The organism is Martelella mediterranea (genome assembly GCF_004342225.1).
Classification (GTDB): Bacteria; Pseudomonadota; Alphaproteobacteria; order Rhizobiales; family Rhizobiaceae; genus Martelella; species Martelella mediterranea_B.
On the sequence record NZ_SMAR01000033.1, the window covers coordinates 14,739 to 40,227 of the forward strand.

The 25,489-nt window shown below is 56.8% G+C and carries 23 protein-coding genes; 22 read left to right on the forward strand and 1 reads right to left on the reverse strand.

Features of this window, described 5'->3' with window-relative positions:
• The first annotated feature begins 19 nt into the window (after positions 1-19).
• The 16 genes from EDC90_RS16640 to EDC90_RS16715 all read left to right on the forward strand — a co-directional run bounded on the left by EDC90_RS16640 (position 20) and on the right by EDC90_RS16715 (position 20,514).
• Positions 20-1,915 carry a hypothetical protein gene (locus EDC90_RS16640; protein ID WP_132313677.1) on the forward strand — a complete coding sequence of 632 codons (1,896 nt, stop codon included), beginning with the start codon at positions 20-22 and terminating at the stop codon, positions 1,913-1,915.
• Positions 1,916-2,353: 438 nt separating this feature from the next.
• Complete coding sequence (locus tag EDC90_RS16645; protein ID WP_132313679.1) at positions 2,354-2,851, forward strand: hypothetical protein; 498 nt, start codon at positions 2,354-2,356, stop codon at positions 2,849-2,851.
• A 425-nt stretch (positions 2,852-3,276) separates the two neighbouring features.
• Positions 3,277-5,073 carry a hypothetical protein gene (locus EDC90_RS16650; RefSeq protein WP_132313681.1) on the forward strand — a complete coding sequence of 599 codons (1,797 nt, stop codon included), beginning with the start codon at positions 3,277-3,279 and terminating at the stop codon, positions 5,071-5,073.
• Positions 5,070-5,483: a hypothetical protein gene (locus EDC90_RS16655; RefSeq protein ID WP_132313683.1), complete on the forward strand. Its 414-nt coding sequence runs from the start codon at positions 5,070-5,072 to the stop codon at positions 5,481-5,483. Before EDC90_RS16650 ends, EDC90_RS16655 begins: the two co-directional genes overlap by 4 nt.
• Positions 5,446-5,649: a hypothetical protein gene (locus EDC90_RS16660; RefSeq protein ID WP_132313685.1), complete on the forward strand. Its 204-nt coding sequence runs from the start codon at positions 5,446-5,448 to the stop codon at positions 5,647-5,649. The genes EDC90_RS16655 and EDC90_RS16660 overlap by 38 nt, the downstream gene beginning before the upstream one ends.
• Positions 5,649-7,196 (forward strand): portal protein, encoded by a 1,548-nt coding sequence (locus EDC90_RS16665; protein ID WP_132313687.1) that lies wholly within the window; start codon positions 5,649-5,651, stop codon positions 7,194-7,196. Before EDC90_RS16660 ends, EDC90_RS16665 begins: the two co-directional genes overlap by 1 nt.
• 1 nt (position 7,197) lies before the next feature.
• Entirely contained in the window at positions 7,198-7,569 is a 372-nt protein-coding gene (locus tag EDC90_RS16670) for a hypothetical protein (RefSeq protein WP_132313689.1), read from the forward strand.
• Between the two features lie 17 nt (positions 7,570-7,586).
• On the forward strand, positions 7,587-8,450 hold the full coding sequence (locus tag EDC90_RS16675) for a hypothetical protein (RefSeq protein ID WP_132313691.1): 864 nt from the start codon (positions 7,587-7,589) through the stop codon (positions 8,448-8,450).
• Between the two features lie 208 nt (positions 8,451-8,658).
• Positions 8,659-9,534 carry a phage capsid protein gene (locus EDC90_RS16680; RefSeq protein WP_132313693.1) on the forward strand — a complete coding sequence of 292 codons (876 nt, stop codon included), beginning with the start codon at positions 8,659-8,661 and terminating at the stop codon, positions 9,532-9,534.
• 57 nt (positions 9,535-9,591) lie between these two features.
• Positions 9,592-9,873, forward strand: a complete 282-nt coding sequence (locus tag EDC90_RS16685; protein WP_132313695.1) for a hypothetical protein — start codon at positions 9,592-9,594, stop codon at positions 9,871-9,873.
• An 87-nt stretch (positions 9,874-9,960) separates the two neighbouring features.
• Positions 9,961-10,593 carry a hypothetical protein gene (locus EDC90_RS16690; protein WP_132313696.1) on the forward strand — a complete coding sequence of 211 codons (633 nt, stop codon included), beginning with the start codon at positions 9,961-9,963 and terminating at the stop codon, positions 10,591-10,593.
• A gap of 3 nt (positions 10,594-10,596) precedes the next feature.
• On the forward strand, positions 10,597-12,681 hold the full coding sequence (locus EDC90_RS16695) for a hypothetical protein (protein WP_132313697.1): 2,085 nt from the start codon (positions 10,597-10,599) through the stop codon (positions 12,679-12,681).
• Between the two features lie 12 nt (positions 12,682-12,693).
• Positions 12,694-13,281 carry a hypothetical protein gene (locus EDC90_RS16700; protein ID WP_165972874.1) on the forward strand — a complete coding sequence of 196 codons (588 nt, stop codon included), beginning with the start codon at positions 12,694-12,696 and terminating at the stop codon, positions 13,279-13,281.
• A gap of 2 nt (positions 13,282-13,283) precedes the next feature.
• Positions 13,284-16,202 (forward strand): M15 family metallopeptidase, encoded by a 2,919-nt coding sequence (locus EDC90_RS16705; RefSeq protein WP_132313699.1) that lies wholly within the window; start codon positions 13,284-13,286, stop codon positions 16,200-16,202.
• A complete protein-coding gene (locus tag EDC90_RS16710; protein ID WP_132313700.1) occupies positions 16,199-18,019 on the forward strand; it encodes a hypothetical protein in 1,821 nt (606 codons plus the stop codon). Before EDC90_RS16705 ends, EDC90_RS16710 begins: the two co-directional genes overlap by 4 nt.
• Entirely contained in the window at positions 18,016-20,514 is a 2,499-nt protein-coding gene (locus EDC90_RS16715; protein ID WP_132313701.1) for a hypothetical protein, read from the forward strand. The genes EDC90_RS16710 and EDC90_RS16715 overlap by 4 nt, the downstream gene beginning before the upstream one ends.
• Here EDC90_RS16715 and EDC90_RS16720 read toward each other — a convergent pair.
• Positions 20,511-20,780, reverse strand: coding sequence for a hypothetical protein (locus EDC90_RS16720; RefSeq protein WP_132313702.1), 270 nt, complete (start codon positions 20,778-20,780; stop codon positions 20,511-20,513). The genes EDC90_RS16715 and EDC90_RS16720 overlap by 4 nt on opposite strands.
• Before the next feature lie 534 nt (positions 20,781-21,314).
• On the opposite strand from EDC90_RS16720, the gene EDC90_RS16725 reads away from it, so the two are divergent.
• The 6 genes from EDC90_RS16725 to EDC90_RS16750 all read left to right on the forward strand — a co-directional run bounded on the left by EDC90_RS16725 (position 21,315) and on the right by EDC90_RS16750 (position 25,334).
• A complete protein-coding gene (locus tag EDC90_RS16725; protein ID WP_132313703.1) occupies positions 21,315-21,527 on the forward strand; it encodes a hypothetical protein in 213 nt (70 codons plus the stop codon).
• 54 nt (positions 21,528-21,581) lie between these two features.
• Complete coding sequence (locus EDC90_RS16730) at positions 21,582-23,438, forward strand: right-handed parallel beta-helix repeat-containing protein (RefSeq protein ID WP_132313704.1); 1,857 nt, start codon at positions 21,582-21,584, stop codon at positions 23,436-23,438.
• Between the two features lie 216 nt (positions 23,439-23,654).
• Complete coding sequence (locus tag EDC90_RS21445; protein WP_165972875.1) at positions 23,655-24,437, forward strand: TIGR02594 family protein; 783 nt, start codon at positions 23,655-23,657, stop codon at positions 24,435-24,437.
• A gap of 1 nt (position 24,438) precedes the next feature.
• Positions 24,439-24,639, forward strand: a complete 201-nt coding sequence (locus tag EDC90_RS16740) for a hypothetical protein (RefSeq protein WP_132313705.1) — start codon at positions 24,439-24,441, stop codon at positions 24,637-24,639.
• Positions 24,639-24,932 (forward strand): hypothetical protein, encoded by a 294-nt coding sequence (locus EDC90_RS16745; RefSeq protein ID WP_132313706.1) that lies wholly within the window; start codon positions 24,639-24,641, stop codon positions 24,930-24,932. Before EDC90_RS16740 ends, EDC90_RS16745 begins: the two co-directional genes overlap by 1 nt.
• 96 nt (positions 24,933-25,028) lie before the next feature.
• On the forward strand, positions 25,029-25,334 hold the full coding sequence (locus EDC90_RS16750; RefSeq protein ID WP_132313707.1) for a hypothetical protein: 306 nt from the start codon (positions 25,029-25,031) through the stop codon (positions 25,332-25,334).
• The last annotated feature ends 155 nt before the right edge of the window (positions 25,335-25,489 follow it).

Consider the following 25,489-nt stretch of genomic DNA (forward strand, 5'->3'; position numbering starts at 1 on the left):
TTTCCACAGGTTTAATGCAATGAACGAACAGGATGGCAAAAGCGGCGCCGGTCGTGTTGGCGGTCTGATTTCAGCCGCACAACAGCGCGCCAAGCTGGAAGCAAAGCGGCGCGATGCCGTCTACCCCCTGCCCGGCCAGCCGTGGAACGGCGTGCCGCCCGGCGAATGGCCGGAAAAGGGCGAGCTGGACGATACCGGCTATTTGCCAAAGGACTGCCCGGTGCGCCCGCTCGGCTATGAGGGCGAGGCATTCTACTTCGTCGATACGATGGGTCAGGTGTTCAATTCAGCGGCAAACGGTCAGCTCGGTGTTGAGCGTCTGCAGAAGCTTTTCGCCGGGCATGAGGATTTTCTTTACTGGGCGTGGCCTGCCAAGGAACCTAAGAAAATGGCGGCAGACCCCGGCTTCAAGAGCGAGCGCGTGCGTCGCGATCTGTTTTCCGCCTGCCGGGCGCGCGGGGCATGGAGCATGAGCGACACGGTGCGCGGCCGAGGCGCGTGGCGCGATGACCAGGGCGGTCTGATGATCCATTGCGGCGATGCCATGTGGATTGACGGCCAGCTGGACGATACCGGCGAATATGACGGCTATTTCTATCCGCGTCGCCCGTCCTCTTTCGTGCCATGGCCGGAGCAGGTGACACAGGACGATAATCCTGCAACCGAGTTATTCGAGATCCTGCGCACGTGGCATTTCGCACGCGGCGATGTCGACGCCATGTTCTTGGTGGGCTGGCTTGGCGTTGCCATGCTGGGCGGTGCGCTGGACTGGCGACCATCACTCTTCATGGTCGGCGATGCCGGCACTGGTAAATCAGAGCTTTTCGGCAAAAACGGCCTGATCCGCTCGGTTCTCGGCAAGATGATGGTGGCAACCACCAATGCCTCAGAGGCCGGTCTGTATCAGCTCGTCGGCCATGACAGCGTGCCAATCGCGATCGACGAGCTGGAAGGCGAGGACGGGCAGGATCAGGCGCAAAAAGTGATCAAGATGGCGCGTGATGCGGCATCCGGATCCGTGCGCATCCGTGGCGGCCAGAACCACAAGGGCGTGGAATTTCAGGCGCAGTCATCTTTCGCATTTTCCGGCATCAACCCCCCGCCCATTCCGCCGGCAAACCTTACGCGTCTTGTGATCGTTGAGATGATGCCGCTGAAGGTGACCAGTAACAAAGCGCCGACGCTTTCAGCCGCTGAAACTGTTGGCCCACGCCTGCTCCGGATCCTTGCGGATGGCTGGAGCGACCTCGAATACAAGCTGGATCAGTACTATGCGGTGCTGCGCGAGGCCGGGCACAACAGCCGTGGACAAAAGACATACGGCACATTTCTGGCACTGGCCCACACGCTGATCGGTGACGACGGTCTGAAGGCACTGGGAATGCCGAGCGAACAGGGCGGAGACCTGCACAAATGGGGTGAGTGGCTGAAGGCTGAAGCAATGCCGGAGCTTGAAGGCGCAGGCGAGACCTGGCGGCAGGCGATCGACTACATCCTGACAAGCGAGATCGATGCTTATACCGGCGGCGCTAAAAAGACCGTGGCGCAGGTGATCGATGACTTGAAGCTTGGCCGCACGGCTTCAGAGTTCGGTGATAGCCAGACCTCAGCACTCCAGAACACGCGTGACCGGCTGGCGCTGGCAGACCTTGGCCTCTATGGCGATGTCCGGAGCGGTTTGACACTGGCCGTACCCAACAGCTCGAAAAAGATCGGCCGTGCGCTTCTGGACACGCCGTTCGGCGACCGTGGCGGCAACGGCAGCTGGAAATGGGCGCTCAGGCGCGCACCGCCGCACATCGTCAGCAAAACCATAGACGATGGCAGCGGCAGGCAGGACAACCGCGTCACCATTGCCGGGCGGCAGGTGCGCTGCCTGTTCATCGATCTCAAGGCATACGGGGCGCTTGGCTGATGATTTCAACTCAACGATGCAGAGCGCCGCCGAATTGCGTCATTTTGCACCTCAAAACCCCAGCCCCGACCCTTCGCTGTGCGAATAATCGCGCGGTTGACCTGTCGTGGCCGGGCCTATGGTGCACTCATGCGTGTGGCAAGACAGACAAACTGTCTAGCACTGTCTTGCCACTGTCTAACGATTTTGCAGCGCTAAAGCATTGGTATGAAAAGCAAAATCAGAACTTCAAGACAGTTAGACAATAAGACAGCATTTCCCCTCATACATACACACACACGCACGCGCACACGTAGAACTACACTGTCTAACTGTCTAAACGTCTTATACATATATAAGATATTGTATTTATTACTTAATTCAAAAGACAGCGCTTAGACAGTAGCTAGACAGTTTCGAGACAGGGCCATGAATAAAATATCCGAAGAAACTGACGATATGGATTTGGGTGAGTTCGCCGACGCCGAGGCCAGCTGGGAGCGCCGGGAGGCCGAACGGCTGGCGCGCGACCGCAAAGCCAAGCCCCGCCGCAAGCCCGGACGGCCAAAAGGGGCGACAAACAAGCGATCGCGTGATCTTCTCGCCCTGCAGGAGGAGAAAGGCTACGCGGATCCTGTTGAAGCGCTGATGCAGTACGTCACCATGCCAGCAGAACAGCTGCATGCATGGATCTGTGAGCGCCAACCATCAAAGCCGCCGAGCCTGTGGCAGGTGATGCAGGACCAGAACGCCATGCGCGTTCAGCTGGCACCTTACCTGCACGCCAAGATCATGAGCATGCCGCAGACGATCGAGGAGCTGCTGCCGATGCTGATGCTTAACCTTGGCACAAACCAGCTCGACCAGGCGAAGCAGATCGCAGCGGAAAAGGGCATGTCAGTCGGTCAGCCGCTGATTGAACAGCACTCCAATGAAAACAATGACTTAGAGAATTGACGGTCGTATGACTTTCGGCGCAACTGGTCACAAGTGAGATAACATGTTGATATCAAACGATATTCCTCTGATCAAAAATCAGTTGCAAGACCAATGCCGAAAGGCTGCCACTGCCCCCCTGGGCGGTGGCATCGCCAGAGAAAATTACCTTTACGTTCGCGTAATTCGCGGTGAGACCTTTCCCCGAAGCGGGGGCCACCCCGCCCCCAGGGGGAGGCCGCTTGCGCACCGATCCCGATTTAAGCAATCGGGGTTTGCTTATCGAGAGGCGTCTAATTTGAACGTTGTGCCACGTTCAGACGGAAGCCATGGGGGTGCGGGGGATCGTGAGGCACGCCCGGTCTCTTTCCGCCATTCCGGGGGTCGGGGGATCGCCGCTCAGTCTTTCAGATCATCTGGTCCACTTCATTCGGAATTCAGGATGATTGAAAGGACACCTGCAGGCCTTCGGCCTTTCGGTGACATCAGCGGTGCTGGCGCGCATGCGCGCGCGCCAGCTGGTTCTTTGCATTGAAAGGGCGCGCGGCATGAGCGGCACGATAGGCAGCATTACACGCGACGATCTCAAAAAACGGGATACGCAGGAGGTGCGCGCCCTTGTGGCGCGTTACGAGATCGATGAGAAGTTTTCTCCTTTCCGATATACGCCGCCCGGCCCTGTGGCGCAGGCATTCATCGTCTCTGATCTTCTCACCGCCGTCATCATGGGTCCGCTGGGTGGCGGTAAAACAACGGCCTGCGTCTTCAAGCGGATCTACGCTGCGAGCAAAGCGCCGATTGCATGGCACCCGGAAGACGGCAAGCCAACGCGCATGTGCCGATGGATCGTGCTGCGTGATACCTTCCGATCGGCAGAAAAGACGGTTCTTGAAAGCTGGAAGCAATGGTTTCACAAGAAGTATCCTGGATCGGCGTGGGCGGGCGGCAATGATCGTCCGGTGACGCACACGCTGCGTTTCATGGGCGCAGATGGTGTTCGTGTCGAGGTCATCACCGAGTTTGCGGGCCTTGGCGAGAACTCAATTGAGACCATGATGAAAGGCCGTGAATATTCGGGCGGCTGGCTCAACGAGATCGACACACATGCAGACGGTTCTCTTGCCGATATGGAGCAACGTGTCGGTCGTTATCCCGCTTCGAAAAACCTGCTCACCGTGGACGAAATTGAAGCACTTGGCCGCCAACTGGGCCACAAGCTGGAAAGCGGCCAGCGGCTGCGCATGGTGATCGGCGACATGAACGCGCCGACCGTCGATAGCTGGACATATCGCGACCTCATCAAAAAGCGAACACCAGACCGCTATCTGTTCCAGCAGCCGTCAGGCCGATCCGAAGAGGCGGAGAACCGGTTCAACCTTGAGCCGGACTACTACGACCGTATCGTGCGCAACCAGGAAGACTGGTTTGTAAAACGCATGGTCGATAACGAGTTTGGATATTCACGCGCTGGAAAACCTGTCTATGACGCTTTCGATCGCCGCCGGCACGTTGCGCGCATGCGGATCCTGACAGATCCCAAACTCACGCTTGGCATCGGCATCGATATTTCGATGAATACGCTGAACCCGGCGGCTGTTTTCGGGCAAACCAGAGCGCCGGGCCGCATCATTGTTGCCGATGAACTCTATCTCGGTCACGGCGTCGGGGCGGCGCGTTTCGGCGAAGCGTTGAAGCAGCGGCTTTCTGAAGACTATTCAAATGCCTCAAAGGTGCGCCTCTGGGTCGATCCGGCGGCAGAGCACGGCGCCGACCAGGAGGGCGGCCAGCTTTCAGCCATGGAAACGCTTGCCGTCATTCTCGGCCTTCCGATCCTCATTCCTGCCGGCGGCTCGAACGAACTTGGAATGCGCCTCGATGCGGTGAAAGCTGAGCTGCGTGGTTATCTCGAACAGGACACACACCTGCTGATTGATCCTGAACGCTGCCCGCTCCTGCTGGAAGGTTTCGAGGGGAAATACCGATACCGGAAACGCGCTGAAACGGCGCAGACCGAATATGAGGAGAAGCCAGACAAAGGCCATCCGCACTCGGACTTGCATGACAGCCTGCAATACCTCGTCCTTGGTTTTCGCGGTCGCACCGGCGCTATTCGCAGTGCCGCCGATGCAGATCGTGCACCAAGGCAGAACGGAGGCTGGTCCAGCCAGAGCGGTGAGAAGCGCTCCCCCTGGGGCGGGGGGAATGGCTTCGATCCTCACCAGGTCGGGCTGATCGGGCGATGACACTTGAAATCGAAACGCCGGCGTCAATCTTTGACATGGCCGATATGTCGGGGGCAGCCACCCAGATCAACTGGGCCATTGCCAAACAGATGTGGGCGCATGGCGAAAGCTATGTGCTGCGGCAATCCGGTGAAGCTATCGGGCTGTTTGGCCTCTATCCGAATGATGGATGGGCTGAGGCATGGTTTTGTGTCCGGCCGAAATGCTCTGAACATATGCTTTTCATCGTGCGAAACATCCGGTTGACGCTAGATGCTGCGCCCTACCCTTCCATCGTGACGTTTTGCGCAACCGATGCCGGTAAGCGGATTGCCCGCCTATCCGGTTTCAGGTTCGTCGAGCAGTGGAACAATACGGAGCTTTGGACGAGAGATGACCAATCTATTCGGCGGGAAGAGCGGTGCAGGTGATCTCCGCAAACAGCAGGAAGCCAACCAGCGCCGGCAACTGGCGGATATGGCACGACAGCAGGCGGAAGTTGATCAATCGACCAGCGGCAAAGCCGGTCGTAAAACCGGAAGCCGGCTGCTGACATTCCTTTCAGGCAATGGTGTCGATACACTTGGCGGTGCCTGATGAGTGAAACAACACGCCTCAAACAGCGGCGCAATGTCGCCCAGCGTGAGCGCGACGAATTCCAGCCGCTTCTGGACGAAGCCTATCAGTATGCCATTCCGTTCCGCAAATCGGCCAACTCCGAACGCAATGGCCGCTCGCGCGGCGAAAAACGCGTCGACCAGGTGTTCGATCACACGGCGGTGGACAGCGCGTTTCGCTTTGCCGGAAAGCTGCAGCAAGACTTCTGGCCCGCCGGTCAGGACAATTTCAAGCTTGAGCCGGGACCGGTGATTGTAAACCCGGCCGAGCGTGACGAACTCGCCAAGCAACTTGAGCCGATCGGCAGTGTCGCGGGCGCTTTTTTCGATGACGGCGACTGGGATATGGCCTTTCACGAAATGGCCCTTGAGCTTTCCGCCGGAACCGGCGCTATCCTCATGGACAGCACGAATGAACCGGATAAGCTCTGGGAACCTATGAGCGTTCCTATTGACGAACTGCTCCTTGAAAACGGACCCCGCAACCGCATTTCCGGCATCTTCTGGACACGCAAAATGACAATCCGCGTGGTTAAAGAAACGTGGCCACGCGCACGGCTCAGCGAAGAAATGAAAGAGCTTCTGCGCGACAAGCCGGAAGAGGAAATCGATATCTATCAGGATACGGTTTATGATGCGCGCAAGAGCGAATGGATCATGACCGTATGGTGCAAAAAGCAGTCAGCGAAATTGCGCCAGAAAAAATCACGCACATGCCCCTGGCTGGTCCCGCGCTACTTCCGTGTACCGGGTGAAACTTATGGCCGTGGCCCGGTCATGCTGGCGATGCCGACAATCAAAACCCTGAACACAACGGCACGCCTGCAGCTGCAGGCAGCATCGATTGCCATGCTTGGCATCTACACGGCTGTTGACGACGGTGTTTTCAATCCGGATCTGGCAGTGCAGGCCCCCGGCGCGTTCTGGAAGGTGGCGCGCAATGGCGGATCTCTGGGGCCATCGGTTCAGCGCTTCCCGGATCCTCGCATCGACCTGCAAAACATGGTTTTGAACGAAATGCGGATGGGCGTGAAGGCAACGATGATGGATCAGAGCCTTCCGGCAGAGGGTGCCGCGGTGCGCTCGGCAACCGAAATTCTGGAACGGGTCAAGCGATTGGCTTCCGATCATCTGGGCGCTTACGGCCGCCTGGTCAAAGAGGTCACAATCCCTGCCGTCAAACGCGTTCTTGAACTGGCCTATAATCGCGGTCTGATCGCCAGCGATATCCCGATCGACCAGCTGCTTGTGCGCGTCAAGATCAAAAGCCCGCTGGCAATTGCGCGCGAAGCCCAGCGCATCGAGAAGATCGTGCAGTGGCTGCAGATGGTTCTGATGATCATGCAGGACAGATCAAACCGGGTCGCAAAGGTTGAGCAATCGCTTGTGATGATCGGCCGTGATTTCGGCATTCCGGAAAAGCTGATGGTAACCGATAAGGAGCGGGATGCCATGGACGAGCAAGAACAACAATTGCAGGCCGCTGCCGTTGCCGCGCAGGCGGCCGGTGCAGCCGGGGGAAGTTAGGATGAAACCACAGGACATTGAAGGCATCATTTCCGGCGCGGCCAGCGGTGGCTGGGACTGGTTTGAGCAAGCCGACGAAAAAACGCAGCAAGCGCTCAAAATCCAGCAGGAAAAGGACGCTGAGGATGCGCGCGCGATCGCATCGGCATGGGCGCGTTTTTACAACTCCCCTGATGGTCGAAAAGCCCTGGAATCCATGTTCGATGTAACGCTACGTCGCGCCGTTTACTTTGCAACGGCTGGATGGGATCCAGCGACGATGGCGACCTATGGCGCTTTTCGTGAGGGGCAGAATTCACTTGCTCAAGAGATCGCCCGGCAAATCAGCCTGGGCGAAGGCGAGGCCATCAAGCCACGCGACGTGCAAACCTGACGTGAAAGGAAAAAACGATGCATGATCTGTTGAGGCGGTTTATGCCTATGCCGGTTTTCGAGGCAGAAGGCGGTGGTACCGGCGAAGGTGAAGGTAACGCTGCGGGCAGTGGTGACGGCGGCGGCGGTGATGGAGGCTGGAAAGCGCCGGAAGGCCTTCCGGAAGAATTCATGGGCGCAGATGCCGATGAAACACTGGGCAAACTGCTGGGCGGTTATCAGGATGTGAATACCCGCTTCACCGGTATGCGCGACAAACTTTCAAAAATGCCGGCAGCACCCAAAACACCTGACGAATATGCTTTTGATCCGGGCGAAAGCCTCTCTCCGTTTTTCGGTAATCTCAGCGAAGACAAGATGTTTTCTGCCGCCCGTGAAGCCGCACACAAGCATGGTATGAGCCAGGAGCAGTTTGCAGGCTTCATTTCCGACACTTTCGGGCCGATGGCAGAGGCTGGCTTGTTGGCCGAGCCTTTCAACCCGAAAACGGAACTTTCGACGTATCAGAGTGCCACCGGACTGGATGCAAAGGGCGTTGAAAAGTCTCTGCAACAGAATGAAACCTTTGCAAACGGCCTGATCGAACAGCTGGATCTGCCAAAAGATCTTTCCGACGCGGCGAAGGGTATGTTTATGGGGCTGACGGACACAGCCGCCGGCAACGCCATTCTGCAGGCGCTTTCGGCAAGGATGAGTGACAGTGGCTTCGGACTGGAAGGTCATGGCGGAGGTGATGGCCAGCTGACAGATGCAGATCTTCAGAAGCTGGACAGCGATCCACGCATTGATCCGCACAACCGCGATCACAAGGATCCGAACAAGCGTTTCGATCCGGATCTGCGAAAGCGCTATGATGACGCTTACAGGCGTCTCAATCGTTAAAAACATCAGATACTCACGCGACACAAGGCCGGGCAATGCCCGGCTTTTTTGCATTCTGCGGTTTACCATACCCCGGCGCCCATAGCCTTGGATCAGACAACGGGCGGACCTGCAAGAGTGATGGCCTCTCCGGCTGATAACCGGACCCTGATCGGCGCGCGGCCTCTCCAAACGGTGTTTTTCTCATCAATCAACATCGGAGCGATCCATGACACAGAATGTTAACAACTGGAACACAACCCAGTATGCGCGGCGCGCCATGGCGATCTATCAGCAGCGCGGCAACCGCCTGCGACCGACCGTCACACAGGCCATGCGTATCGCAAACAATGAAAAAGGCATTTTCTGGCTGGCAGGAAAATCGGTTGCCAAGAAAAAAACACGCGGCCAGCGCAATATCCCAGGCAACGGCGAGCGCAAAAAGTTCGAAGTGTCTCTGGAAACGTGGGTCGCGTATGATGAGATCGAGGAATACGATGAAGATCGCACCACGGTCGATGAGCGTGAGGTCATCTATTCTTCTGGCGCAATGGCACTTGGCCGGGCGACCGATATCGAGATTTACGCCAAAATGGCGGCAGCGAAAACCACGGTTGACGGCTCGCTCGATTTTTCTGCAGGTGCTTTTTCCGCAGCTCATGCGCTGCGTCTCTGCGCTGCTTTGCAGGATGACAAGGTGCCGTGGGATGGACAGGTTTTTTGTGGACTGCCATCCCTGCAGTGGAACCAGTTTCTTGGAAACAAGGTCGTTAACTCCGCCGAGCATGTCAGCGACGATCTGCCATTTGTGAAATCGACAGATACGCGCTTCTGGAATGGCGTCAACTGGTTTCTGTTCGTCGAGGAAGACGCCGAAGATCTTTACCCGGTTCCGGGCGCCAACAAGCAGGATCTGTTCATCTGGCACAAGTCGGCCATGGGCTGGGCCAATAACACAGATCTGCGCGTCATCAGCCAGTGGCACAACGAATACGATGTGACCTCCTTCAACATGCAGGCCAAAGGCGCAGCCACAACCCTGCAGGAAGGCAAAGGCGTCGCACGCTTCCGTACTGGAACGGACAGCTCAATCGCCATCGTCTGATGATCTATCACCGGGCGCATGTCGCTCGGCCTCATTCCATCAACCGGAGAAATCAATATGGCTTTTAACATCAAAGGCTTTCGCACCGTCGATTATATCCCGCATCCAAGCGGCGAGGCCGGGGCCAATCTCGGCAAGCATGTCTATGCCACCAATGACGACCCCGCCGCGATCGAGACCGCCGGATACTTCAACGATCTGGCAACATACAAATGGGTCAAGACCGGTGATCAGATCGACTGCACGCTCGATCTCGACGGCACACCAATGCGCCGGAACTACATCGTCACTTCTGTGACGTCCGGTGTGGTGGCGATTGCAGCACAGAACGTCGCTTGATGCGAAATCTCTAGCTGAAATCACGCACCCGGCCGCCGGTTACACGTCCCGGCGGCCGACACGTATTCATAAAACAAAGGTGCTGGCATGGTGCTTCTCGACGATGAAATTGCAATCGTAAACGCGGCCTGCGCGCTGATCGGTGAGGACGCGATCCAGAGTTTCGACGATGATGACGGCGGCAATTCCGGTGCTGGGCTGATCTACGGCATGGTCGTTGATTTTAATCTCGGTATCCAGCCAGCAGGATTTCAGTTTGCCCGTGAAATGCGCCAGCTATCGCGCATCGATGAGGCGACAGCCTTCACCGGTTACACTTACGTTTTCGATATTCCGGCTCCTTACACCGGCACGCCAGTTTTTCTGACAGATGACCCTTCAGACCCAAACCGGCGTTATCAGGCGTTTATCCTCACGAATGGTCAGGTCCATGCCAGTGACGATCCGCTTTATGCCATGATCAAATTCCGGCCTCGGCCGTCTCAATGGACGGCAACATTCCGGCGCGCGACGGTCACGGCCATTGCCGCAGAACTGGCCTTCTCTCTGGCCTCCGACCGCAACAGCCGAAACGACCTGCAGCAAATGGCCTATGGCTCATCGATCGAGAATTATCGCGGTGGGCAAATGCGCGCGGCGCTTTCAGAAGACGGCTTTTCAAACCCGCCACGGCCCACGGGGACCGCAAACAATCCACTTGAACGGGCATGGAGGGGATAAGACATGGTCGCACGCCCGGGCAACACACAGGCCGCATATACTGCCGGTGAGCTTGACCCACTGCTCTACGAGCGCACCAAGCTCAAATATTTCGGAACAGGCCTGCAATATGCGGAAAATATCGTTATTGCGCCGCAAGGCGGCTTTTCCAATCGGGGTGGTTTGCGGGATATCGGCAGCCTGCCGGCCAATGCCGCGCGGATTTTTCCATTCATGTCATCGCTTGGCACTACCTATGATATTGTCTTTGCGGGCGATGCCGGCGAAGTCTGGTCAGCCAGCAGCAAAACAGCCGATATCAATGTTTCCGGCCTTGCCGGGATCCTGCCCGAGGCCACCAGCGCGCAGCGTTTCGACACGCTGTTGCTGTTTCATCGCGACCTGAAGCCCAAGCGCATCCGCCTGACGAACAGCGGCTGGACATCTGATGAGATGCCGATCGAGAACCCGCCCGACTGGGATTATGGAGGAACCTATACCAACGGCGTTGCGGCCGTCTGGACGCTCGAATTCGTTGGGCTTGAAAGCGGAACATCGATCTTCACGCTGACGGTTTCCCAGCAGGAAACTTTCTCGATCACCTTCAACGATGACATGCTGACGCTGATTACCGATATCAGCAACGCCATTGCAGATCTGCCAAACGTCAGCCCGGGTTTTACAGTCGAGGCAGGTCCTGCAACGGATCCTGTTATTCCAGATCCCGGTGAACCGTTTCCTTCAGGGCCTAAAAAAGTAACGATTACATTCTCCGGCGCTGGCAATGAAGGTGATGGCTGGGCGGTTTCCGGCTCTGTTGTCAACAAGGCCGATGCCGCGATTGTTGCCGTTAAAAACACAGTTGGCATCTCCCCCGGCGAGCCGGTTATCTCAGCCGCTCGCGGCTGGCCGCAATGCGGCTGTTTTTATAACCAGCGCCTGATCGTCGGTGGTTTCAAAAGCCTGCCGCATGCCTGGATGATGAGCCGTCAGGGTGACTATTTTGAATTCAATAACCGCTTCACCGAAGATGACGGCCCTGCCCTGATCCCGATGGACGCCGAAGGCGGTGAAAGTATTGAGCGGATCAAGCCATCGCTTTATCTGCAGATATTCACCAGTCAGGCGGAATACTGGATTGCGCAGCGCGGCCTCTCACGCAATGAAGCGCCAAACCATGTGCAGTCGTCGCGCAATGGCACGGCGCGCGGCGTGCCTATCAGCGAGAATGAGGGCGCGAGCCTTTATGCCTACAAGAACCGGGCCACGCTGGGTGAATTGCGCTATACCGACACCGACGGCAATTTCATTTCAACAAACATATCCCTTCTGGCTCCGCATCTTCTGCGGGCAGGTATATCGGATATGGCGGTGCAGCGCGCCACATCCGACAATGACGGAAACCTGCACGCCATTGTGCTGCAGACGGGTGCAGCCCGGCTGGCGACAATCCTGCGCGAACAGGAGGTCACTGCATTCACGCGGATGAGCGCCGATGGCCTTTCATTCAAAGCCTGCGCAGTCAACGGCCGCAACGAGCTTTCATTCATCACGGACCGAAACGGAAGTCGCAGGTTGCAGCGCATGGAAGACGGGTTGCTGGTGGACGATGCGACAAGCTTTTCGTTCGGATCGCCAACCGCCACGCTTACCGGTCTTTCTCGCTTCAACGGTGTTTCGGTTTGGGTTATCGCCGATGCCAATGTGTTCGGCCCTTATACGGTTTCCGGCGGCAGCCTGACATTGCCGATAGAGGTATCAAACGCGACGGTCGGCACCTGGTCGCCGCCGGTGGTGAAGACGCTGCCGCCATCCCGCGAGGTTGGCACAAACACCGTGGTCAAACGGCGCGGACGCATTCACAGTGTGCGGTTATCGCTGACTGACACAACGAGCGTTGCCATCGGAACCAATGATGGCCCGCTCAGAAACGTCAACCTTACGCGTTACGGCATGCTGGCTGATGTCGGTGAGCTTGATCATGGCTTTACCGGCGAGATCAAGATTAACGGTTTGCGTGGCTATTCAGATGCCCCGTTTGTGACTGTCTCGCAACTGCGGCCCGGTAGACTGAACGTGCGCTCCATTACCGTCGAAGCTGCACTTTAATGGAGACGACATATGGAAGCGGCATTTTCTGCATTGATGGGCTTGTTTTCAGGCGGTGGCGCAGCTGCGGCAGGCACGGCTGCTGCCGGCGCGGCGGGTGCGACGGGGGCCGCAAGTGCAGCTGCCGGCGCGGCATCGGGTTTCAGCGGCCTTGCGGCACTTAAAACCGGCACGGCACTGCTTTCCGGTATTTCGGCGCTCGGTCAGATCGGCATGGGCAATGCGCAGGCCGAAATCGCAAATGCACAGGCAGATGAAGCGATCCTGCAGGCCGGACAAGAAAACCTTGACGCCAAACAACGGCAAAACAGGATCCGCCGCGAAATGGCGTCGATCCTTGGTGAGACGAAAAACAAGTATGCCGCCGCCGGCGTCGATCTGACGGGCGGCATTGCCGAAGGCCAGGCGCAGCGCACGGCGCAGGATGCCGCCTCGCAGATCTCTATCGATCGGCGGGACAGTGAATTCATTCAGGCACAATATCGCGCGCGTGCCCGCAATCTCAGACGACAGGGCAGCATGGCCAGAGCCGGTGGATTGCTGAACGCAGTTGGCACTGTCGCCAATTCCGCCATGAGTATCCGCCAGCTGGGAGATTGACCATGGCACCAATCAGACGTTTGCAGTCCGAAGGCCGCGCAGGATCCGGCGTGCCGTCAGCAGTGGCCGGTGCTGGTGGCGCATCAAACGCCCTTGCCAATCTGGCCGGCTCACTTTCTGACCGGCTCTACAAACTGGCGGAAGATGCGACGGTCCGTGCGTATACGGAAAAAGGTATTGCCGGCGGATCGGCAGCCGGCGACCAGTACACAGATGGCGTTACAGGTTACGGATTGCAAAACCGCGCCATCAATGGCGACCCGATTGCCGCAAAAGCCTTTCTTCAGGGCGTATCCAACAAAGACAAAGGCCACACGGAAGGCCTGGACGACAACTTCGCCGTCAAGGTTGCCAGTCTGTTGCAGAGTGCACCGGAAGACATTCGCGCAGGTCTTGGCATGTATTCGGGCTATCGCTCTGAAGAACACCAGGCACGGCTATGGCAAAATGCTCTTGTCAAATACGGATCGGCGGCGGCTGCCCGAAAATGGGTCGCGCCACCCGGCAAAAGCCAGCACAATCACGGCAAGGCCATGGATCTTGCCTATAATGGTCAGTCACTCAGCAAAGCGCCGGAAAACGTCGTAAAATGGCTTCACGACAATGCCCCGGCGCATGGTTTGAAATTTCCCCTTTCCAACGAAAACTGGCACATCGAGGATGACAGCACGCGGGGTGGAATCGGCACACTGGCTGCCCAGGCACAGACGCGGATAGATCCACGGCCACTGCAACTGCGCCGCGACGGAACGATTGCAGGCGAAGCCTATGACCGTGCGGCACAGTCTGCCTATCTCTGGCGGGTGCAGGCCGGTGTTTCGACTGACCTTTTCAACGCCCAGCAGCAATTTGAAAATGACCCGGCCGGGTTTGCTGCAGCGGTTGAAGATATCAAAAGTCAGTATATGCAGGATCCTGCCTTTGCGGATCCACTGATGCGCGAAGCCTTCGAGCAAAACATCACACAGCGATCCAACGCCTATCAGCAGCAAATTACGGCCGCTTATGGCCGCCAGCTGAAGGCAGAAGAACAGGCAGCATTTACCGACGGCATTGCCGCCGTGCAGGTGAATGTCGAGCGGCAGGCTTATGGCTATGGCGCCAACGGTGACGGCGATGAAGCCGTGGGCCAGATGGTGCTTGGCGCGCAGGCATCAATCGACAGCGCCGTTGCCAACGGGACCGTGACGCTGGCCGAAGGCGAAAAGCTCAAGGAAGATATCGCGATAACCGCCTCGCGGGCGCGCATCCAAGGTGTTTACGATGCGCTGCCAACACCACAGGCCAAGGAAGAATTTGCGGCCGGGCTGGTTGATAAGTGGATCGCAGACGATCCGTCGATCGGCGAATATGGCGACCGCCTGATGGGCGAGATTACGGCGCTATCCGAGACCCTGCGGCGCGACGCCAGCGATATGACCAATGCCGAACGCACGGCATTCAAGGCGAAGGCCGCTGACATCGAGGGTCTTATCGCTGACGATGTTGCCAGCCTGACCGCAACAGGAAAAGGGCTCGATCCGACAGATACCGGCCTGACGCCGTCAGAGGTCGAGCGATATCTGGGGCCGGAGGCCGCCAATGACTGGAAAGATGCGCGAAAACAGGCGCTGGCGCTTTACGATGCCACACGCAACATGGAAGCCGAAGACGCGGCCGATATCGCCACAAGGCTTGAAGAACTGAAATCAGACGCAGACGCCAGCGCCGGAAAGCCCGGCTATACTGAAAAGCAGGCAATCTATGCAGCCGCCGTCAAGCGTGCCGACGATGTGCTGAAAGAAAGACAGACAGACCCGCTTGGTCAGGCCGGGCGCGCAGGTGTGGTGGAAATCACGCCTATCGATCCTTCCACGCCGGAAGCGCTTTCCGCCAGCCTTGCCACGCGGCAGAGGCAACGCAAACAGGTTTCGGGCCTTTACAGCCGGACGGTGCCCTTCTTCCTGCCCGGTGAACAGGCCCGGCTTTCGGAAAGCCTGATGCAGAACCCGGAAGCGATTGCCGGTTTTTCCGCAACGCTGATCGATACACTTGGTGACAAGGCTGTTCCGGTGCTGACCGAGCTTTCCGACCAGGCCCCGGTGATTGCTCATGCCACGGCACTATCACTGGAAACCGGTGATGCGACAATTGCTGACGAAGTTTCGCGTGCGCTGGCCTTGAAAAAGGAAAAAGTGTTCACCGTCAAAATGCCGTCACAGGCCGATCAAACTGCAATTGCGCTGCCCAATCTTGGCACAGCCTTTGCCGGTCAGCCGCGCCTGCAATCCGCCGCGCTGCAGACCGCCGCAATCCTTTTTGAAAAGGCTGCGAACGAACAGGGCTTCGATCCGTCCGAAATCGAGGAAGACGGCACGGTCGCGCAGGAAACCTATCTTTCGATCCTTGACCGCGTGACGGGTGGACGAAAAATTCAGGGACGTGATTTCGGCGGTCTGGCCGATGTGAATGACACACGCATCGTTGTGCCACCCGACATGGAGAAAACCAGACCGCAGGAACTGCTGGACAACCTCTCTGCCAAACAGCTTGCCGCCCTGCCGCCGTATGAAAGCGGCGATTTTGAAATACAGATCAACCGGATCCGCAATGCGCAGCTGGTCGGTATCGGTGACGGCATCTATCGTGTGGCGCTTGGCGATGCCGCCTCTGACGATCCGCAATACATGGTGCAGCCTGATGGCAGCGCCTGGCTGCTGGACATTCGCCAGCTGGCTGACATCGAGGCGCGGACACAAACAATCTATCAGGACACGAGACGCGGCAGTCGCCCGGTCGAAACCATCATTGCGCCTGCCGGTGAAGCGGAGGCTGACACAGGTGCACGCGGGCAATCGCGCTATACACCGCAGCCTCCCGGCCAGACCAGCCCGAACCAGAACCTGAGACGCGGCGGCGGGGCAGACTGGAGAGAGCGATGAGCATGTGGCTTTACGAGGCAGAGCCGTTTCATCCGCGCACGGTGGCACAAGGGCAATCGACACTGGGCGAAGTCTTCATGTCCAGTTTCGAAGCCGGCAAGCTGACCGATAATATCAATTCGCGCTCCACCGCGATGACGCGCGCATATGACGAGCGCATTGCCGCCATCCGCGCAGCCACGGGCGAGACCCATGTGAACCCGATGAAAGCGCGGCCACTGCGTTATCGGCCCGGCCGCGACCGTCAAGCTTTCGAGGCACAGCAATTTTCACGCACGGCCAGCGGTTTCAATGCCTGGCTTGGCAAGATGGCGGAGAAATACCCTGACCAGGCTGAAGTGATCCGTGCCGATCAACCGGTGGAAGACGATGCAAAGGCGCTGGCGCGCAATATGGACGAAGAAGCGGCCAGAACCATTGCGGCTGCCAAAGGCCCGGCGAAATGGGCGGCGATGTTTGGCGGCCGGGCTGCAGCCATGTTCAATGATCCGATCCAGACCGGTGCGCTGGTGTTCGGCGGTGGTGCCGGTGCGGCGAAAACAGTTGCGGGCCGGATCCTGACGACCGCCGCATCCGAAGCGGTTGTAAACGGTGTGGTGCAGGCTGGTACCGAACCGTTTGTGCAGCGCTGGCGCAAAGAGGCCGGACTTGAAAGCGGGCTTGGCGAGGCGGCGAAAAATGTCGGCTTTGCCGCGTTGTTCGGCGGGGTGCTCGGTGGCGGTGGCCGTGCCTTTGGCGAAGGCCTTGCCGCCATCGGTCGCAGTGCTGAGGCCCGTGCCGCCCTGCGTGCCACAGCGAAAGACGCGACGACACCTGAGCCTTTGCGCCGTGCCTTGTCCGGCGATATGGACGCAGCCGCATCAGTGCTGCAGCCGATGCGCGCGAACCTGCCAGCAGAAACGCGCGGCGCCCTCGATGCGCTGGAAGGTGAACGGCTTTTCGGCAACCAGAAACCGCCACCGGCACGCATATCCTATCATGACAGCGTGAGCGCCCACGCGCTGGAAGCCGCCCAGACACAAAGCCCCTTTGCCTTTGAGCCAGATCCGGTACAGGTTTCCCGCATTGCCGACCAACTGGCACCGGAGACAGCTGCATCGGCCCGAACGCCAGACACGGACATGCCAATCGACGAATTTTTAATGCGTCGCGGCGGAGTGAAAGACTTCAAGGGCGAAATGGCGGCGCTGGGTCTGGATCGAACGCACAAACCGTTTGTCGGAAAGCTTGTCAAAGACACTGGTGACACACTGGACAATTCTCGGCTTGCGGCCGCCGAAGCAGGCTATTTCAACGATCTTTACGGCACGCCGGAAAAAGCGGCAGAGCAAAGCACGATCTCCGACCTGCTGGACAAGCTGGACAGCGCCAGCCGCACAGTCACCGCGCAGCCGATTGCAGAGGCCGAACGCCGTGCGGTGGAAACACTTGTGCACGATATCGTTGGCTATGCCGGTCCATCTGTCGATGATGGCCTGATCATCCGTGCTGCCAATCTGGCGAATGCCGAAAATCTGGATCCGGCCGAGGCACTGGCGCGCACACTGGAAGCGCCGGACGCTGCGGCCGCAGGCGTTGAACCATCGGAAAGCGCCGATGCAATGCCATTCTTCGACGATGATTTTGGCGGGGGGATGGATAATCCGGGCCAGATCGATCGCGCGTTGAAACTGTCCGATACGGATATGGGCGATATTCCCGACGACATGGAAATTCCCTTCTTTGACGATGAGGCACCGGTGACAATTGCCGCGCTGAATGATGAGCTGGAACGTATTGAACGCGCCGCGCGCGTGGTGGAGGCCTGCCCGCTATGAGCCTGAATGATTGCCTGGCGAAAGCCGTTGATGAAAACATACTGTCCAGCGACGACGCAGAACGGCTGGCGCGCGACTATGACCGGATGCGCCGGCGCTTTGCAGCCAATTCCGAAGTAACCGCCGATGCCGAAGCGAAAAAGGCGCTGGCCGAGCTGCTACGTGCTGAAAGCGCGCATCAGCGCCGCAAAGCCAAGCTATCGATTAAATCGATCAACCGGCTTGCCGCAGATCTCGGCAGCCACAGAAACGCGCGTGGCGAGCTGGATGTTGGCGAGGCGGCACTGGATAAGCTGGAACATTTCGGCACATCGGGCTTTGCATCTGTTTCCGGGCGTCAGCGCACGATTATCGGCATGGCACATGCCCGCATGGATGACGCGCTTTATCATTTCCGCCGATCGGCACTGCTTGGCGATGCGGCGCGCCACAACAAAGCCGACCTTGACAATGTTGTGCGCGAGGCCTTTGGCGAAGACACAGGCGATGCCGCTGCCAAACACTTTGCCAAGGTCTGGGACGATACGGCCGACTGGCTGCGCCAGCGCTTCAATGCCGCTGGCGGCGCAATCGGCAAGCTGGAAAACTGGGGCCTGCCACAGCACCATGACGCCCGCGCACTGAGGAAAAAAGGCCTGCAAAAGTGGAAGGAAGATATAACACCGCTTCTGGATGTTTCCCGCATGAAACACCCACTCACCGGCAAGAGTGTGGATCTGAAGGATCTGGACGATATCCTTACAGACGTCTGGACCGGCATTGCCACAGGCGGCTGGGCAAAGCGGGATCCGTCCCGCCAGCCCTTCGGCAAGGGCGCACTGGCGAACCAGCGCGGCGAACACCGGTTTCTGGTGTTTCGCGATGCCGATAACTGGCTTGAGTATCAACGCCTTTATGGCGGTGGCGGCGATGCTTTCGGATCCATGATGGGCCACATCAACATGATAGCAAAAGATATCGCCGCAATGGAGATCCTTGGACCGAACCCGAACGGCACAATCAACTGGCTGAAACAGGCCGTGGAAAAGCAGGCAGCGGAGAAAGCCGCCGGACGCCCTGCCCGCTTTGCCGGAAAACCGGAACGGGCCGGAGACCGGGCAGCCAGCATTACCAAGAAGATCGATGCCGTGTGGGGCTCCATGCGCGGCACGCTGCAAACGCCGATCAATGGCCGCTGGGCGGCCGGTATGGCCGCCACGCGCAGCCTGATCACCGCCAGTGTTCTCGGATCGGCAACGATCTCGGCAATCTCCGATGTTGGCACCACGATGATTTCGCGGAAATTTGCCGGTATCAACGCCAGAGGCGCGTTTTCCGATATCATCAAGGCCTTTGGCAAAACCAGCCGAAGAGAAGCCGTTGCTGCCGGTCTGATCCTTGACGATGCCATGCATGTGTTTCACGCACAGGCACGCTATGTCGGCACACTGGACGGCCCCGGCTGGTCAAGCTTCATCGCCGATCGGGTATTGTCACTCTCCGGACTTACGCCATGGAGCCAGGCCGGCCGTCACGCTTTTGGCCTGGCCTTCATGCGCACGGTCTCCGAACATGCCGGTAAAAACTACGATGCCCTGCCGGAAGCCTTGCGCAACACGATGAAACGCTACGGCATTCTTTCGCGTGACTGGGATCTGATCCGAAAGACGAAAAAGCATGATATGGGCGGCGCAACCATAATCCGGCCGAATGAAATGCTGGATGCCGGCGACAACCGGATTTCCGAGCGCTATCTGGAAATGATCCAGTCTGAAACGGAATTCGCCATTCCATCCGGTTCACACCGCTCCAAGGTGGCGCTTGTGGATGAAAACCGCCCCGGCACCTTCATAGGCGAGGTTTTGCGCTCCTTTGCCCAGTTCAAAAGCTTTGGTGCTGTCTTCATGCTGCTGCACGGCAAGCGCATCCATCACATGCTGGTCGGTGACAATCCGAGCAAAGGTGCTGCCTATGCCGGATCTCTGCTGATCTCGACCACGCTTTTCGGTGCCATGGCCTATCAGTTGAAGCAGATGGCGGCAGGCCGCGACCCACAGGATATGAAAGATCCGTCATTCTGGGGTGCTGCCATGCTGCAAGGTGGTGGTCTCGGCATTTACGGTGACTTCCTGTTTTCGAACGTCAACCGCTATGGCGGCGGCTTTTCCACCACACTGGCCGGGCCGGTGGTGGAGCGCGCCAATAATCTCTGGAACCTGACGGCCGGAAACGCGATCCAGCTCGCCAATGGCGAAGATACAAAATTTGGCCGGGAGCTGAACCGCTTCATGCGCTCCAACACGCCGGGTTCAACCATCTGGTATCTGCGGCTCGGTTGGGAACGGATTGTCTTCGACCAGCTGCAATATCTGATGGACCCGGAAGCTAATAAAGCCTTCAAGCGCAAGCAGCGTTTCTTTGAGCGCGAGTTCGATCAGGAATACTGGTGGAAGCCCGGCGAAGCCCGGCCCGAACGCGGGCCGGATGTTGGGGCAGCGGCAGGCGGCGGTAGTTAATCAAGCTCGGACATTTCAACGGCTTTGATGAATTTAACAGCTGTGGGCACCTGCGCCGCATAGAGAATAAGGCTGATCCATACTCCAACGATTACGGCAAGCAGCGCCCGCAAAACCGGAATTCTGAGGTGATCATAAACCAGCTTTCCGGCATAGATGGCAATGGCCAGAGAGCCGATGAAGTATCCAAGATAAAGAACACCAGACAGAACAAAAGCAACCAATTCTGCTGGTCGAAAAACCAGAGTTTCGACAATCTCCGGCAATAAATTATCCCACATAGGTCAATTATTCAGGCTTTCGGGTGTAACCACGCTCATTAAGACAACCATCAAATATAAGATTGATCAGCTGATTGTTGTATTCTGAAAGATTTACACTTCGGGTCATTGCCGCCTCAGCAGCTTTCCCGTCACAGATAACACGATCCTTATTAAAGGTCGCAAGTGTTGCCTCTGTGGCATCGACCCGGCGGCCGTCACTGTCGCGATACCAATAGCCTGTTGGCGTGGTTGAAACGCACCCAGATGCTAGAACAGCACATAAGATCGCCACTACATTTCGCATTTATATCCCCATCGATAGAAATCCCCGCAGAGACTAAACATGCTTCTTGAAAAAGCGAAAGCCGGAAAACTGACGTTAAAGGGAAATCTAAAAAAACGTCAGGAATGTTTGACTTCACGCCAGATGCTCGTGCAAGCTAAAGATGGATTAACCATCGGCGGCGATCAGGGAAGACGGGCTAAAGCTATGACTTACGCACATGATTTGTACAATTTTAAGGAGGTACAAATATCATGTCGCACCATTCCGCGCCCGAACCGCATCACATTCTTGAGCACAAGCTTGTTGTTCTGAAAGCCGAAATTGACATGCTGATGTTCGTTGCCGAAACGGCCTCGCCGGATGACTTCCGCCAGCTGCAGGCCAATATCGCTGCGATGCTGGGCGAAATTGCCGACAAGCTTTACGACTGTGAGCACGCATTGGCATCGCTGAATTCCGGTTGACCCGATAAAGCCCATGAAAAACTGACCCCGGTTCTTAACTTTCCGGGGTTTTTCATGAGCACTGTCCTGCCTATCGAAGACAAGCCGCGCTGGGCTATCTATACCGCTGCCGACGGTCAGGTGACCTTTGCCATTCCATTCGTGTTTCAGGCCGCCATCGATGTCAGCGTATTTATCGAGGTCGATGACAGCTGGGAGAAGATCACAAGCGGATACACCATCACAGGTGCTGAAAACCCAATCGGCGGATCCGTCACCTTTTCTTCCGGCAGAGCCCCAGGCGACCGAATTCTGGTTTTGGGGGCAGCCCTTCTGGAACGTGTCCTTTCCATTGTCCGCTCCGGCCGCTTCTCGTCCAAAGCCATCGACGATGATTTCGACCGGCTTCTGCTGATCGTCCAGGAGCTGGACCGAGACCGCCAGCGTTCGATCAAAAGTGAGTATGGCGAGGATGGGCTGACGCTTGCTGCAGGTATTGGTGATGAACGAGCTTTGATAAAGCGTGGAGCAAAGCTCGAAGCGGGGCCGCTCATAGATGAAATAGAAAATGCGCAAGGTTACGCTCTCGACGCCAAAGAGAACCAAGAAAGATCGAAGAAAGCGGCGATTGTTGCCGCAGGCTCAATGACAACGGTTATTGACCCTCAATTTAGCAATCTGGCGACTGCACAAGCATACTCGCCGGTGATTGCACCTGATTATATTCGCACGGCGGGATATTCTGCCTCTGGCGATGGCGGCGGCGCTATGTACAAGAAGGCGGCAAGCGAACCGGCTCATGCTGGTAAATTGTCAATCACTCTTGACGATGCCGTCACTGTTGTCTGGTATGAGTTGGCAGAGTTGAAGCCAACTCCGCTTATGTTCGGGGCTGTTGACGATGGCACAAGCACGGATGACACTGATGCTTTTGACGGACTGTCTTCGTACTGCGAAGAAAATGGAATCCCGGGGTACATCCCAGCCACATCTACCGGCCTTGCAACAAATGGCAATCATACATTCAGTTACGGACTGATTGGAGAGGGCAACTGGAGGTCAAAGGTATTCGTTACACACGCAACAAATGACGTTATAATTGGTTCAGATTTTTACGGCGGAAATTATGTAGGTGTTTATTATTTCGCCTCAGTTACCAGGACTAACGGAGCTACAATAAAAATAGATAATTCTGTGTTACCAAATAACTATTCTCTGGCTACAGTTGTAAGAAATAATGTATTTCAAAACGGGTTCATTGATATTCAGTTTTTGCGATGTAATGCAGGAAGTGTAGAGGGGAATAGATCATTTGATTTTGCGTATTGCTTCTGTGTTCTTGGAAATGTAGACTTCCCAGATAATGGGGACTATTCAATTTCTGGTAACGTGTGGGATACAGGTGTATCCGGTGCTTATGCGGGTATTCTACAATTGCAAGCTGGAGGCGCTCGTATTGTTAATAACAAAGGTGGTCGCGCTGACTTCGGTTACGTTCTACAGATGCAGAGCGATGACGACACGTCTATCCTTATTATCTCAAATAACTCTTTTGAAAATCACAACGTTGGTAACATTAGGTTAACGCGAGACACTGGAATAACTGGCGAATTTCGACATGTAATAATTACAGGAAACGAGTTTGCCGGTGTTGTTTCGCCAAACGCATGCCTAGAGTTGGATTTTGGGTTGGCTGATTTTATAACAAACGTTGTTGTGACGGATAACGTAATCCAATTTACAAATGTTGCAATTTCTGTAGACCAAGCGAAGAATATTAGGATATCTGACAACGTTTTTGAATCATTCGACGGAAGTTCTGTTGGTGTACAGACTAGTAATGCAGCTACGGGACTTGTCGGGTATAATGTTTTTTCTAATGTTACTACCCCTTATGCAAATACTGCCGCTGGCGTAACCGTTATATCGTAAGGGCAAACAATGACCTGTCACCTATCTACAAATAGCCTTAATCGCTTACAAGGCGTGCACCCTGATTTGGTGCGCGTCGTAAACGGGGTGACTTATATCGAGCAACTTTGATGTTCGACTAAACGAAACCCAGCACAAGGCCAGATCGTCTTGCGCAGTTGACCATATCCCGCGCCGCTTAAACTGATCTCAGTTTAACGCGATGACGGTATCCAGATGACCTATTCCACACTTGCAGTTCAGGAAGAGCTTGCCGCGCGCGGCTTTGATCCCGGTCCGCGCGATGGCGTGCGTGGCCCGAAGACGATTGCCGCAATCCGGGATTTTCAAAAGTCCCACGGGCTTCAGGTTGACGGTATCGTCGGCCCTGAAACGTCCAGCGCACTTTTCCGACCGGCCCTTCCGGAAGAAACTAACCTTTGGGCTGACATCCTTTCCTTCATTGCCGGACTGATCGGCGCTGAGGCCGAGACGGAGAAGCAGCCGCAGCCGCCCTGGCTGAAAAACGCCTATCTGGATCTTGGCGAGGCAGAGATCAAAGGGCCAAAGCACAATCTGCGTGTGCTCGAATACTGGCAAGCCATCGGTCAGCCGGTTCATGATGATGAAACGCCCTGGTGCGCCGCCGGTATAGGCTGCTGGCTGGAAGAAGCCGGGCTTCGTTCCACGCGCTCCGGACTGGCGCGATCATATGGGCGAGACTGGGGCATTGAGCTTGACGGCCCTGCCCTTGGCGCCGTGGCCGTCAAGCCGCGCGGCGGCAGCACGCTCTACGGCCATGTCACACTTGTAGCTGGTCAAACGTCTGACGGGCAACTGGCGTGCCTTGGCGCCAACCAGAATGACCGCGTGCAGATCTCGTCCTACTCCGTCAGCGCCTTCTCCGGCGCATCTGACTGCGGGTTTTTCTGGCCGATGGATTACCCCGCGCCGGAGCTGATCGGCTTTGACAGCCTGCCACTAATCGACGCCCAGGGCAAAATTCTCAAGGAGGCCTGATATGACACACGCATTCAACGGTGCGATTGCACGCATCCTGCTACGCTATGGCGCCGGTGCGCTGACCAGTTGGGGCCTTGGCAATCAGCTGGCGCGCGATCCGGATATTGTCAACCTTGCTGCCACCGGCATTGGCATCTCGATCGCCGCCGGTACCGAGATCTTTTACAAGGTCGCAAAGCGTAACGGCTGGAAGCTCTGATGTTCAGCAACATCAAAGCCATTGCCGGTGCGCTTGCTGGCGCTGTTGTCGCGGCGGCAATGGTTTATCTGGTCTTCCAGCTCGTCGTTGTTCCGAATGCACGTGAGGGTGGCCGTGAGGCGGAAAGAGCCGACATCAATCAGGATACACTCAACGCGGTGAAAGAAAGGGTGAAGGACGATGCGAAACGCGAAACGCTATCTGGCTATGAGCTTTGTCTTGATTATTTCCGCCATCGCGGCCGGCTGCCAGAGTGTGAGCAGCTGCGGTCCCTTCGTGAAGAACAACCTTAGCCCGGCCGGTTTCATCGCGCTCGAAGCAACAGACCGCAATGCGCTCAACAACATCACCGGCAATGATCGCGCCGGCGAGAACCTTGGATGCTGGGAATGACAAAGCCAACCTTCGACATGCGCATATCACTTGGCAACATCATCGCGGCCGCCGCCTTTGCGCTTAGCGTGGCTGGTGCATATTACGCGCTACGCAGTGATGCATCCGCGAACCAGCAGGACATTACCGAGATCAAAGGATCGATCTCGGATCTGCAGCAATCCAGCGCCACCAAAGAAGATGTGAAATTTCTGCAGAGCCGCGTCTCCGGTATAGAAGCCTACAAGGACGATACGATCGACCGCATGGCCCGGGTGGAGACCAAGGTAGATCAGGTTCTGAAAGAGCTGCAGAAGCGGTGAAGCAAAAACCGTCACTCTCGATATCTATTTTCATTTGTCACAAATTTCTGTTTTAATAACCGTAATTGCCCACGCTGTTTCGTCCGGGCTTTTCAGGGGCTGACGGTTTTGAGGATTGTCTTGAACGTGTTGGCGCCGGAGCTGAGACGGGCGGT

Excerpts from the sequence above, each read along its gene's own strand:
- EDC90_RS16645 (WP_132313679.1), top strand. The coding sequence starts at position 2,354 with ATGGATTTGGGTGAGTTCGCCGACGCCGAGGCCAGCTGGGAGCGCCGG.
- EDC90_RS16700 (WP_165972874.1), top strand. The coding sequence starts at position 12,694 with ATGGAAGCGGCATTTTCTGCATTGATGGGCTTGTTTTCAGGCGGTGGC.
- EDC90_RS16685 (WP_132313695.1), top strand. The coding sequence starts at position 9,592 with ATGGCTTTTAACATCAAAGGCTTTCGCACCGTCGATTATATCCCGCAT.
- EDC90_RS16750 (WP_132313707.1), top strand. The coding sequence starts at position 25,029 with ATGACAAAGCCAACCTTCGACATGCGCATATCACTTGGCAACATCATC.
- EDC90_RS16640 (WP_132313677.1), top strand. The coding sequence starts at position 20 with ATGAACGAACAGGATGGCAAAAGCGGCGCCGGTCGTGTTGGCGGTCTG.
- EDC90_RS16740 (WP_132313705.1), top strand. The coding sequence starts at position 24,439 with ATGACACACGCATTCAACGGTGCGATTGCACGCATCCTGCTACGCTAT.
- EDC90_RS16730 (WP_132313704.1), top strand. The coding sequence starts at position 21,582 with ATGAGCACTGTCCTGCCTATCGAAGACAAGCCGCGCTGGGCTATCTAT.
- EDC90_RS16670 (WP_132313689.1), top strand. The coding sequence starts at position 7,198 with ATGAAACCACAGGACATTGAAGGCATCATTTCCGGCGCGGCCAGCGGT.
- EDC90_RS16695 (WP_132313697.1), top strand. The coding sequence starts at position 10,597 with ATGGTCGCACGCCCGGGCAACACACAGGCCGCATATACTGCCGGTGAG.
- EDC90_RS16725 (WP_132313703.1), top strand. The coding sequence starts at position 21,315 with ATGTCGCACCATTCCGCGCCCGAACCGCATCACATTCTTGAGCACAAG.
- EDC90_RS16675 (WP_132313691.1), top strand. The coding sequence starts at position 7,587 with ATGCATGATCTGTTGAGGCGGTTTATGCCTATGCCGGTTTTCGAGGCA.
- EDC90_RS16655 (WP_132313683.1), top strand. The coding sequence starts at position 5,070 with ATGACACTTGAAATCGAAACGCCGGCGTCAATCTTTGACATGGCCGAT.
- EDC90_RS21445 (WP_165972875.1), top strand. The coding sequence starts at position 23,655 with ATGACCTATTCCACACTTGCAGTTCAGGAAGAGCTTGCCGCGCGCGGC.
- EDC90_RS16680 (WP_132313693.1), top strand. The coding sequence starts at position 8,659 with ATGACACAGAATGTTAACAACTGGAACACAACCCAGTATGCGCGGCGC.
- EDC90_RS16705 (WP_132313699.1), top strand. The coding sequence starts at position 13,284 with ATGGCACCAATCAGACGTTTGCAGTCCGAAGGCCGCGCAGGATCCGGC.
- EDC90_RS16665 (WP_132313687.1), top strand. The coding sequence starts at position 5,649 with ATGAGTGAAACAACACGCCTCAAACAGCGGCGCAATGTCGCCCAGCGT.
- EDC90_RS16690 (WP_132313696.1), top strand. The coding sequence starts at position 9,961 with ATGGTGCTTCTCGACGATGAAATTGCAATCGTAAACGCGGCCTGCGCG.
- EDC90_RS16715 (WP_132313701.1), top strand. The coding sequence starts at position 18,016 with ATGAGCCTGAATGATTGCCTGGCGAAAGCCGTTGATGAAAACATACTG.
- EDC90_RS16745 (WP_132313706.1), top strand. The coding sequence starts at position 24,639 with ATGTTCAGCAACATCAAAGCCATTGCCGGTGCGCTTGCTGGCGCTGTT.
- EDC90_RS16660 (WP_132313685.1), top strand. The coding sequence starts at position 5,446 with ATGACCAATCTATTCGGCGGGAAGAGCGGTGCAGGTGATCTCCGCAAA.
- EDC90_RS16710 (WP_132313700.1), top strand. The coding sequence starts at position 16,199 with ATGAGCATGTGGCTTTACGAGGCAGAGCCGTTTCATCCGCGCACGGTG.